This window comes from Serratia sp. LTN-2, assembly GCF_059740205.1.
Genome location: NZ_JCAXDO010000006.1, coordinates 107,063 through 116,404 on the forward strand (window position 1 = coordinate 107,063; position 9,342 = coordinate 116,404).

General features: G+C 62.9%; 10 protein-coding genes. 5 read left to right on the top strand and 5 right to left on the bottom strand.

What is annotated here, in order from left to right:
- The first annotated feature begins 92 nt into the window (after positions 1–92).
- Entirely contained in the window at positions 93–725 is a 633-nt protein-coding gene (locus tag AC6BYQ_RS14000; RefSeq protein ID WP_498057052.1) for a LysE family translocator, read from the top strand.
- Between the two features lie 52 nt (positions 726–777).
- On the opposite strand, the gene AC6BYQ_RS14005 is transcribed toward AC6BYQ_RS14000, so the two are convergent.
- Complete coding sequence (locus AC6BYQ_RS14005) at positions 778–2,025, bottom strand: MFS transporter (RefSeq protein WP_004934040.1); 1,248 nt, start codon at positions 2,023–2,025, stop codon at positions 778–780.
- 217 nt (positions 2,026–2,242) lie between these two features.
- Between AC6BYQ_RS14005 and AC6BYQ_RS14010 the strand changes: the two genes are divergently transcribed.
- On the top strand, positions 2,243–3,235 hold the full coding sequence (locus tag AC6BYQ_RS14010) for an acyltransferase (RefSeq protein ID WP_498057053.1): 993 nt from the start codon (positions 2,243–2,245) through the stop codon (positions 3,233–3,235).
- Here the strand turns inward: AC6BYQ_RS14010 and AC6BYQ_RS14015 are convergent.
- The 3 genes from AC6BYQ_RS14015 to AC6BYQ_RS14025 all read right to left on the bottom strand — a co-directional run bounded on the left by AC6BYQ_RS14015 (position 3,230) and on the right by AC6BYQ_RS14025 (position 6,196).
- A complete protein-coding gene (locus AC6BYQ_RS14015) occupies positions 3,230–4,153 on the bottom strand; it encodes a GlxA family transcriptional regulator (protein WP_498057054.1) in 924 nt (307 codons plus the stop codon). The genes AC6BYQ_RS14010 and AC6BYQ_RS14015 overlap by 6 nt on opposite strands.
- Before the next feature lie 2 nt (positions 4,154–4,155).
- Positions 4,156–4,707, bottom strand: a complete 552-nt coding sequence (locus tag AC6BYQ_RS14020) for an isochorismatase family protein (RefSeq protein WP_498057055.1) — start codon at positions 4,705–4,707, stop codon at positions 4,156–4,158.
- A 100-nt stretch (positions 4,708–4,807) separates the two neighbouring features.
- On the bottom strand, positions 4,808–6,196 hold the full coding sequence (locus tag AC6BYQ_RS14025; protein ID WP_498057056.1) for an amidohydrolase family protein: 1,389 nt from the start codon (positions 6,194–6,196) through the stop codon (positions 4,808–4,810).
- Between the two features lie 208 nt (positions 6,197–6,404).
- Between AC6BYQ_RS14025 and AC6BYQ_RS14030 the strand changes: the two genes are divergently transcribed.
- Together AC6BYQ_RS14030 and AC6BYQ_RS14035 are read left to right on the top strand one after the other, a co-directional pair.
- Positions 6,405–7,025, top strand: coding sequence for a nucleotidyltransferase domain-containing protein (locus tag AC6BYQ_RS14030; RefSeq protein WP_498057057.1), 621 nt, complete (start codon positions 6,405–6,407; stop codon positions 7,023–7,025).
- A complete protein-coding gene (locus tag AC6BYQ_RS14035; protein WP_498057058.1) occupies positions 6,976–7,416 on the top strand; it encodes a DNA-binding protein in 441 nt (146 codons plus the stop codon). The genes AC6BYQ_RS14030 and AC6BYQ_RS14035 overlap by 50 nt, the downstream gene beginning before the upstream one ends.
- Before the next feature lie 6 nt (positions 7,417–7,422).
- Here AC6BYQ_RS14035 and AC6BYQ_RS14040 read toward each other — a convergent pair whose 3' ends face one another.
- Positions 7,423–8,277 carry a LysR family transcriptional regulator gene (locus tag AC6BYQ_RS14040; RefSeq protein ID WP_498057059.1) on the bottom strand — a complete coding sequence of 285 codons (855 nt, stop codon included), beginning with the start codon at positions 8,275–8,277 and terminating at the stop codon, positions 7,423–7,425.
- Positions 8,278–8,403: 126 nt separating this feature from the next.
- On the opposite strand from AC6BYQ_RS14040, the gene AC6BYQ_RS14045 reads away from it, so the two are divergent.
- Positions 8,404–9,342: cyanate transporter (locus tag AC6BYQ_RS14045; protein WP_498057060.1), on the top strand; the 939-nt coding region annotated here is incomplete at its 3' end.

Here is a 9,342-nt window from a genome sequence, read left to right on the forward strand (position 1 = left end):
ACAGTAAACGACAGGATTACTCCTTTTTCAAGGCGGGGGCGGCGGGATGATAATGGCGCGAAGCCAACCGCCTGAATGTGAGTGAAATAAAGATGAACCTGTCGTTGCTGGCGGCGTATTTCGCCGCCATTTTCCTGCTGATCGCCACCCCGGGGCCGGTGGTGATGATGGTGGCCAACACCGCGGCGCGCTTTGGCGCCCGGCGCGCGCTGCTGACCGCGCTCGGCAGCAACTGGGCCTCCTTGCTGCTGATCGGCATCGCGGCGCTGATCATCACCGGGCTGTTCGCCGTGGATATGCGCATGCTGCAGTGGATAAGCCTGTTGGGCTGTCTGTTCATCGCCCGCATGGCGATTGTCTCACTCTATGAGGATTTATCTTCATTTAGCGAGGCACCGAGCGCGCCGCGCCCAGCGGGGCCGCACAAGCGCTCGGCGATCGTGAACGGCTTTCTGGTGGGCATCGCCAACCCGAAAGATATCATCTTCTTCGTCGCCTTTTTTCCGCAGTTCATCGCCGTCACCCCCTCGGTCGGCGCCAGCCTGACGCTGCTGACCACGCTGTGGGTGCTGGCGGACTTCGCCATCTTGCTGGCCTATATCATTCTGCTGTCGGGCTCGGTGCTGCAGCGCGCGCGCCGGACGATTTCCATTCTGTCGGCAGCGTTGCTGTTGGTGGTGGCGGTGGTGGGAACGGGGTATGCGCTGTGGGGGCTGCTCGGCTGAAGCCGCATAAAAAACGCCGGTCGGAAAACCGGACCGGCGTTTATCGTCATGTTTAAGCCGCGCCGTTCGGCTGCGGCGTGGGGTCGCCGTTGCGGCGTTTGCCGAGGAACAGCGCCACCAGCGTCAGCCAGCACAGGCCGCTGATGAGGTTGAACAGGTTGAACAGCCCGCTGCCGCCCCAGACGTAGGCGACCTTGGCCAGCTCGATGCCGACGGTGAACACCATCATGCTCAGCATGCCCATGGTGGCGGACACAGTACCTTTGCTGACGTTGCTGGAGAACAGCGTCAGGCGGTACAGCCCGGCGTTGGCGAGGCCAATGCCGAAGGCGTACAGGCTCAGGCCGGCGGTCATCCACAGGTAGGCGTGGCTGGAGAACTGGGTCGCCAGTGCGGCGATCAGCAGCCCCAGCAGCATCGGGCCCGCGCCCAGCTTGATCAGGCGCTCCACGCTGTTCTTGCCGGTCAGGCGCGCCAGCGTCAGGTTGCCGAGGATAAGCGCGCCGAACACCGGGATCTGCAGCAGGCCGTAGTCCAACGTCGACAGCGACTCGCCGCTGATCAGGATCACCGGCGATTGGGCGATCCAGGCCAGCAGCGGCAGGCTGGCGAAACCGATCGCCAGGGCGCCGCACAGGAAGCGGCGGTTGCCCAACACCTGGCGGTAGTCGCGCCACAGGTTGGCGGCGGAAAACGCCTCGCCCTGCAGCGTGGCGGTTTCCGGCATGGCTTTCCACAGGCCATAGAAGGCGATGGCCGCCAGCGCCGCAAACAGCACGAACATGCTCTGCCACGGCGCGACGTGGATCAGCGCCGCGCCGGCCAGTGGCCCCAGCAGCGGGGCGATCAGCGCCACGTTAGCCATCAGGGCGGTGATTTTGATGCACACCGCCTCCTCGAACGACTCCTGGATCGTGGCGTAGCCGACCGCGCCGATAAAGCATAGGCCGATGCCCTGCAGGAAACGCATGGCGATAAACTGCTCGATGGTGGTGACCAGCAGGATCGCCAGGCAGGAGACGATAAAGAACGCCACCCCGGCCAGCATCACCGGGCGACGGCCGCGGCGATCCGACAGCGGCCCGAGCAGCCACTGCAGGAAGATGCCGCCGGCCAGATAGGCGGTCATCGAGGTGGGCACCCACTCTTCGCCGGCGTTGAAATCTGCCACGACGGCCAGCATGCCCGGCTGAATCATATCGTTGCCGATATAGGTGGCGAACTCGAACAGCACCAGACAAAGAGGGAATAAAAGCGCCTGCCGGCCCAAACGTGCCGCAGGTGGTAATGTTGTTTTCATATTATTGTACTGATAGTAAAAGAGAAAAAGGAACTGCCAGGGCGGGAAGCGCAAACTGAGCGAGTTATGGCGGCTATTTTGCCGCCAATTGTTCACCTTCGCAATCATAAGGTGCGGTTTAAGTGCATTCTGATATTTCGCTTTTGGGTTGTCGCCGAACGCTGCGCCCGATAACCTCTTATTAACATACCAATATGACACAAGATCGAGCGAGCGTTTGAGCGAGAAAATCGGCTGGATAGACAACCTGCGGGCGATAGCGTGCATGATGGTGGTGATGATCCACGCCACCACTTATTACGTCACCAACGGCGCGGCGATAGGGCTGCATAACTGGGATATCGCCAACGTGTTGAATTCGCTGTCGCGCGTGTCGGTGCCGCTGTTCTTCATGATTTCCGGCTACCTGTTCTTCGGCGAAAAGAGCGCCGGCCGCCGGCATTTCACCCGCATCGCCTGCTGCATTCTGTTCTACAGCGCCATCGCGCTGATCTATATCGCGGCTTTCACCAAGATCGGTTTCTGGCCGTCGCTGCGCGGCATTCTGCAAAAGCCGGTGTTCTATCATCTGTGGTTTTTCTACGCCATCGCGGTGATTTACCTGCTGTCGCCGCTGATCGGCGTCAAGCCGGTGTCGCGCCGTTACCTGGCCGCCGTGCTGGTGGTGTTGGCGGTGATCGCCAACCCGAATACCGACAAGCTGACCTTCGGCAACGCGCACCTGCTGCCGGTTAACCTGTATATCTACGGCGATACCTTCTACTACCTGCTGTATGCGCTGGCCGGGCGGGCGATGGGCATGATGGAGGCGCGCGGGCGTGCCGTGGGCTGGCTGGCGGCGGTGGGATTTGCGCTGTGCGTGGCGTTGATCGCGCGCGGCACCAAGCACCAGCTGTTCATCAACGGCAACTTCGCCGATACCTACTATATCTACAGCGGCCCGCTGGTGTTTATGGCGGCGGTAGCGCTGCTGGTGTGGGTGAAACATTGCCTGCCGCAGCCGATCGGTTGGTTGGGCGTGTTTTCCCGCCATTCGCTGGCGATCTACGGTTTTCACGCCCTTATCGTCAACATGATGCGCAATCGGCACCTGGATTTCACCGGCCACCCGCTGCTGGATATCTTCTGGGTGTTCGGCGTGGCGCTGGGGCTCAGCCTGCTGCTGTCTGTCGGCCTGCAGCGGCTGGATACCCGCCGACTGGTGTCATAGCGGCGAGTGCTGGCGCTGCTGGGCGCGGCGCAGCTGCCGCCCGGAAGAAAAACCGGCCGCCAACGCGGCCTTTTCCAACCCATACCCTTGCTGCAGGCGCTGTTGCGCCACCGCCAACCGCAGCTGTTCATGATATTCCCGTACGCTGATGCCGACGTGGCTGCGAAACAGCCGCGCCAGGTGTCGGCTGCTGACGTGCGCCTTTTCCGCTATCTGCGGCACCGACCAGTCGGCCTCCGGCTCGGCGGCCATCATGTCCTGCGCGCGGTGTACCGCCGGGTGCAGGTGGTTGCGGTAGCGCAGCCAAGGCGACAGCTGCGGATCGTCGCCGGCACGGCGGAAATAGACCACCATGTCGCGTGCGACGTCGCGCGCCCGGCCGGAGCCGCAGTGGCGGTGAACCAGATGCAGTGCCAAATCGATGCCGGTGGTGATGCCCGCGCTGGTATAGACGCCGCGGTCTTCGACGAAGATGCGGTTCTCTTTCACCTGCGCCGCCGGCGCCTGCAGGCGGATGCGTTCGATGACGTCGTGGTGGGTGGTGCACTGATAGCCGTCGAGCAGCCCGGCCTGCGCTGCCAGCAGCGCGCCGGAGCAGATGCACACCAGGGTGATGCGCTGCCGCTGCAGATCGGGCCGCAGCGTCGCCAGCCAGCGGCGGGCCTGCTCGGCCTCGTCACCGGCGAAATAGCGCTGCGAATCGCCGACGCCCGGCAACACCAGAATAGCGCCGTCTTCCAGGCGTTCGGGCAACGGCTGCAGGCCGCTCAGCGTCATGCCGATGGAGCAGACGACCTGCGGCGCCGGGCTGAGGTAACGCAGGCTGAACGACCCGGCGAGGCGCAGGGTTTCCGCCGGGCCGCTGACGTCGAGCGACAGCACGTTGGGCAACAGCAGAAAATAGACGGCCTGCGGCATGGTTACTCCTGTGCGAGTTGCGCCAGCGCCTCATCCACGCTGGCGATGCGGGCGAAACGATCGACCAGTACGGTTTCAGTATGCCGCTTCAGCTGCGCGGGGGTAAAGACTTCACCGTCGGGATGGCGCATCGGGAAGGTCAGCGTCGCCTCGGTGACGAAGGTCACCCGATAACCGAGATCGGACGCCACCCGGGTGGTGGTTTCACAGCACTGTTCGGTGCGGATGCCGGAGATGATCAGGTGGTTGATATCCCGCTCGCGCAGCCAGGCGTCGAGGCCGGATTCGGTCAGCGCATTGTGCACATGCTTATGCACGGTGATATCCGCCTGGTGGGTGAGGAACGGCAGGCGCTGCACGTGGCCTGATGTCAGCGAGAACGGCCCCTGCGGCGAGACGTGCAGCACGTCGACCAGCGCCGCGCCGCGTTGCTGGCAGCCCGCGATCAGACGGGTCAGCGCCTGTTGAAACGCCGGCAGATCGTCCTCCTGCCAGAATGGACGGTGCTGGAATGATTGCTGGACATCGATGATCAATAACGCGCTCTGTGACATTTTCGGCCCTCCGCCAGTGTGTGTAGCGACCATCTTGCGCCGTGCCTTACTCTGGCAGAAGGCCAAAACCGGCCATCATGATGACAACAGCGGACCGACCTTAGGCTTTGCTCACCTGGCCGGCCACCAGACGCCCCTGATGGAAGGTGGCGCTGCGCGCCGGCAGGCGGGCGACCGCCTCGGCGGAGCAGCTGGCGTTGACCAGCACGAACTCGGCGGCATCGCCGGCTTTCGGCCAGGCGCGCTGGCCCTTCTCGTCCAGCGGCAGCACGCCGCCGGTAGAGATGGCCATGGCGCGCGACAGGTGATACTCGTCGGAGCCGCGGTACAGCTGGGCGTACAGGTTAGCCTTCTCCAGAATGTCGCCGGTGCCGAACGGCGACCAGTGGTCGATTACGCTGTCGGTGCCGGTCATCACGAACACCCCTTTCTCGCTGAGCTGCGGCAGCGGCATCATCAGGCCGCCGATCGGCACCGTAGAGGCGATGGTGATCTGCTGCGCCGCCAGCCGGGTGGCGGTTTCCGCCAGTTCGCCCGGCGTCAGCGTGGTCAGGGCGAAAGCGTGGCTGATGGTGACCTTGCCGCGCAGCGCCGGGTTTTGCTCCACGGTGGCGATCATATAGTTAATGGCGGCGACCCCGGCCGGGCTGGTCTCATGCAGGTGGATATCCACGCCTTTGCCGGTATCGAGGGCGATCTGGAACATGGCGTCCAGCGATTTCTCCATCGCGCCGTCGACGTTGGTCGGATCGAGCCCGCCGACGTACTGCACGCCCATCTGCATCGCTTCACGCATCAGCGCATCGACCCTGGAGTGCAGCAGGCCATGCTGCGGGAAAGCGACGATTTCACAGCTGAAGTCTGCCCGGTGTTTTTCCAGCGCGCGCTGCAGGTGCTCCAGGCTTTTCAGGCCGCTGACCGGATCGATATTGCAGTGGCTGCGCGCCACGGTGCTGCCTTTGGATTGCAGCAAGGCGATCAGATTTTCCGCCCGCTGCTGCGAGGTGGGCAGCAGTTTCGGGATCAGCGTCTGCTCCAGCGCGATCATGTCCATGATGGTTTTGCCCTGGCGCGGGCGCGGCGCCTGCCACGGGCCGCTGTAGAAGGTTTTGTCCAGGTGGATGTGCATATCGCGAAACGCCGGCAGCAGCAGCTGGCCCTGTGCCTTATAGCGGGGCACGCCGGCGGGCAGCGCGGCGTTGGCGGCATGAATGGCGGCGATCTTGCCGTCTTTGATCTCAAGCGTATACAGCGCGGTGCGGGTGCCGATCACCGTGTCGCCGTCGTATTCAAAGCCGTCTTCCAGCCGCACCTCGCTCAGGTAGTAGTGACGTTCGGTCAGGGTCATCGGTGCCGGTGCGCACTGCTCGCCGCCAAGAGACGCGGCCTGTGCCACACCGCCGGTCAGGCCGATCACCGCGCAGGCGGTGGTGAGTTTGCCGGTTTGGCTGAGGAAGGCTCTGCGGCCCGGTTGTTGAGGGTTTTCCACGTTCGGTTCCTTAATCCAGAGGTGAGGTGGGTGAAAACAGCCCCCAATTTAGGAGAGGAAGCGGTCGGTTGGCAGCGACATTTGCCACTGGTGACTATTCGATTTGGTAATGACCGGCGCCCATCGGTTGAATGGCTTTCCTGGCTTGCTCTTTCGTAGCTTTAATGGCTACATTTGTAGTCATTAAAGCTACATTGAGGTTAGCGTGATGCACGATCCGATGCTCGAACTGCTGTTCAGCGAATACCGTAGAAAAGTGCTAAGCCTGCTGTTTATTGAGCCCGGGCGAGCGTTTCACGTGCGGGAAATTGCGCGGCGTACCACAACTCAGGCCGGTACTTTACATAAAGAGTTGAGCAGGCTGGCTGAGGGGGGCATTTTGCTCAGGCAGCGGCAGGGCAATCAAATTTGCTATCAGGCCAACGTTGATTGCCTGATTTTCCCAGAGCTGGCGGCTATTTTCCGCAAGGCTTGCGGGCCAGTGGAGCGCTTAAGGCAGACATTGGCAGAGTTTGGTGCAGCTATTGAACGGGCCTTTATTTTTGGTTCAGTCGCCAGTGGCAAAGCGACGGCGGCCAGCGATATCGATGTGTTGATCGTTGGCAAACTGTCTTTTTCACAGGTGATTCAGGCTATTTATCCGCTGCAGGAAACGCTGGGACGGGAAATTAACCCCAAACTGTACTCGCCGGAAGAGTGGCGGGCGGCTTTGGCCGAGAACTCCGCGTTTATACAGGACATTATGCGGAAACCCCAACTCTGGATTGCGGGAGACAAGGATGACGCTGGACAATCTGGTCGGACTGGGACTGGAGGTGATAACGCCTGACTCGGGGGCAATTAAAAAATTGCTGGCCGCCGCCGCGCGCAACCGCCGTGATGCGGGTATCACTCAGCTCAGCAATGAGAGCCGTTTCGACACGGCATATAAGGCGGTCATGCAAATGGCTAATGCCGCTTTGCAAGCCAAGGGGTACCGGACGCTGACCAGCAAACCCGGTCATCACCAGACCATGATCCAAACGTTGCCGCTCACCGTAGGGTTGCCGCGCGAGGCAATGATCTGCCTGGATGCATTGCGAAAACAGCGCAATGTGGCGGATTATTCCGGCGATTTGGTGACGGATACGGCGGTACAGGCTTGCCTTGAGCAGACCGATGCGCTGTGGGTGCGGATTATCGACTGGCTGCAGCGCGAATATCCGCAGATAGTGGCGTAACCGATCTCACTTCAACCCGCAAAACACCGCCAGCCGCTGGGCCAGCGCCAGCGTGGCGGCGGGGGCGCCGTCGCGGTAGTAGAGCGCCAGTTCGAAGCTGTCTATCGGCGGCAATCCTTCGGCCGCGCCCAGCACCCGGTGCGTGGGCAGACGGCAGCCGGCCGGCAGCAGGGTGACGCCCAGCCCGGCGGCGGAAGCGGCGGTCAGCGCCGCCAGGCTGGCGCTGCTGTAACCGATACGCCAGCGTTTGCCGAGGTTGTCCAGCGCCTGGCACAGCTCGTCGCGGTACAGGCCGTTGAGTGGAAATACCGCCAGCGGCACCGGCGATTGCTCGATAGCCGGAAAGGCCAGGCTGTCCAGCCACAGCAGCGGTTCCGGCCGCGCGGCGCGCGGCGGTTGCTGGCGGCGCTGCTTCACCAGGATCAGATCCTGCTCTTCACGTGCGTAGGCGCTGTGCAGATCGGCGCTCAGGCCGCTGGCTACGTCCAGCCGCAGGTGCGGGTGCTCGCGGCTGAATTCCGCCAGCAGCTCGGTGGTGGGCACGGCGAAATCTTCCGGCATGCCGATCCGTAGCACGCCGTCGCGCCAGATGCCGGTCAGCGCGTCGTGGGCTTCTTCATTCAGCGCGATGATGCGGCGCGCGTAGCTCAACAACTTGACGCCTTCTTCAGTCAGCAGCACCTGATGCGAGGAGCGTTCAAACAACGGTTTGCCCAACATCTCTTCCAGCCGACGCACCTGCTGGCTGACGGTGGACTGCGACAAAAACACCCGCTCTGCGGCGCGGGTGAAGCTGTTGCTGTCGCACACGGCGACGAAGCTGAGCAGCAGCTGCGGATTGAACATCGGGTAGCGATTCATTTTCCCACTGTTGGCTATTTTATTATTTAATTTCCCAATACTAGCGGCGTTGCCTACAGTAACGCAACGCTGCGGCGATCGCGCTGTGACGCCGCACTCTTCATTTCGCAGTACCAGGAATATATCGTGTTAAATCATTCTGTTAATTCACCTTCTCCACGTCGCTGGTTCAACCCCCTGTTGCTGGCGCTGGTGTTGATCGGCCTGAACATGCGGCCGCTGTTGACCTCGATCGGCCCGTTGCTGCCGACGCTGCGCCAGGCCACCGGGCTGAGCTTTGGCGGCGCGGCGCTGTTGACCACGCTGCCGGTGCTGATGATGGGGCTGATGGCGCTGGCGGGCGGTGCCATCAATCGGCTGTTCAGCGAACGCAGCGCCGTGACGTTGAGCCTGCTGGCAATCGGGCTGGGCGCGCTTTGGCGCGAACTGGCCCCCGGCAGCGTGCAACTGTTAATGAGCGCGGTGCTGGGCGGGCTCGGCATCGGGGTGATCCAGGCGGTGATGCCCGGCATCATCAAGCATCACTTCCTCAAAAGCATGGCGCTGGTGGCCGGGCTGTGGTCGGCGGCGCTGATGGGGGGCGGCGGTCTGGGGGCGGCAATCACCCCATGGCTGATGAGTACGGGGCGCGACTGGCACAGCGCGCTGGCCTGGTGGGCGTTGCCGGCCCTGGTGGCGCTGCTGGCCTGGTGGCCGGTCAGCCGCGGGCTGTCTCGCCTGGGCGCGGCGGGAGAACACCGCGGCCCAAGCCTGCTGCGCAACCGGCGCGCCTGGCTGCTCGGCGCCTATTTCGGCCTGATCAACGGCGGCTATACCAGCCTGATCGCCTGGCTGCCGCCGTATTACATGCAGCTCGGCTGGCAGCCGCAGGCCAGCGGTTCGCTGCTGGCGCTGATGACCTTCGGCCAGGTGATGGGCGCGCTGCTGCTGCCGGCGCTGGCGCGCAATCATGACCGGCGGCCGCTGCTGTTGCTGGCCTTGATGATGCAACTGATCGGCTTTATCGGCCTGATTTACCTGCCGCAGACGCTGCCGTGGCTGTGGGTGCTGGTTTCCGGGCTGGGG